Below are 743 nucleotides of genomic sequence, written 5' to 3' on the forward strand. Positions count from 1 at the left end.
GGATGCCGCCCGCAGCATCATCTGGGGCGACGACAGCAACGGAGGCACGCGCATGAGCATCAACTTCCCCAGTGGCGGCGGCAGCCAGACCTATCCGGTGTACGCCCGCCTGTTCAGCGTCAGCCCGATGCCCTCGGCCGGCCTCTACACCGATACCGTCACCGTTACCGTGAGCTACTGAGCCATGTGCACGCGCGCCCTGCTGCTCGGCTGCCTGCTGGCGACAGCGATGCTCAGCGTCGCCGTGCAGGCGGCCACCTCCATACTCATCTGGCCCATCAACCCGATGATCGAGGCGGATCGCCAGAAGTCAGCCGCACTGTGGCTGGAGAATCGTGGCCTGGAGCCGGTGGACCTGCAGGTCAGGGTGATGACCTGGGAGCAGGAAGCCTTCGCAGACCGCCTGAGCCAACAGAAGCAGGTCGTCGGCAGCCCGCCGATGGCCACCGTGCAGCCGGGCAAGCGCCAGCTGGTCAGGCTGGTCAACCTGCAACCGCCGCCGCCCGGCACCCTGCGCACCTACCGGGTACTGGTCGACGAGGTGCTGCCACCGAGGGCGAATCCGTCGCAGCTGGGCGTGCAGTTCCAGATGCGCTACTCCGTGCCGCTGGTCGTGGTCGGCCCCGGAGCCTATCTGGATGACGGCTTGCGCGAAGCACCCGATCAGGGTCAGCCACTGGCGCCGGACCTGCGCTACCGCTTCGTCGAGGAACGCGCCGGAACCTTCCTCCACCTGCACAACG

The 743-nt window shown here is 67.6% G+C and carries 2 protein-coding genes; both read left to right on the forward strand.

Features of this window, described 5'->3' with window-relative positions; genetic code table 11:
* The coding region (locus tag J0A65_RS24755; RefSeq protein WP_206596893.1) for a spore coat protein U domain-containing protein at window positions 1-181 on the forward strand (181 nt) is incomplete at its 5' end.
* Between the two features lie 3 nt (window positions 182-184).
* Window positions 185-743 (forward strand): fimbrial biogenesis chaperone (locus tag J0A65_RS24760; protein ID WP_206596894.1); only part of this gene is annotated, 559 nt, incomplete at its 3' end.

Source organism: Bowmanella yangjiangensis, from assembly GCF_017255015.1.
Lineage (GTDB): Bacteria > Pseudomonadota > Gammaproteobacteria > Enterobacterales > Alteromonadaceae > Bowmanella > Bowmanella yangjiangensis.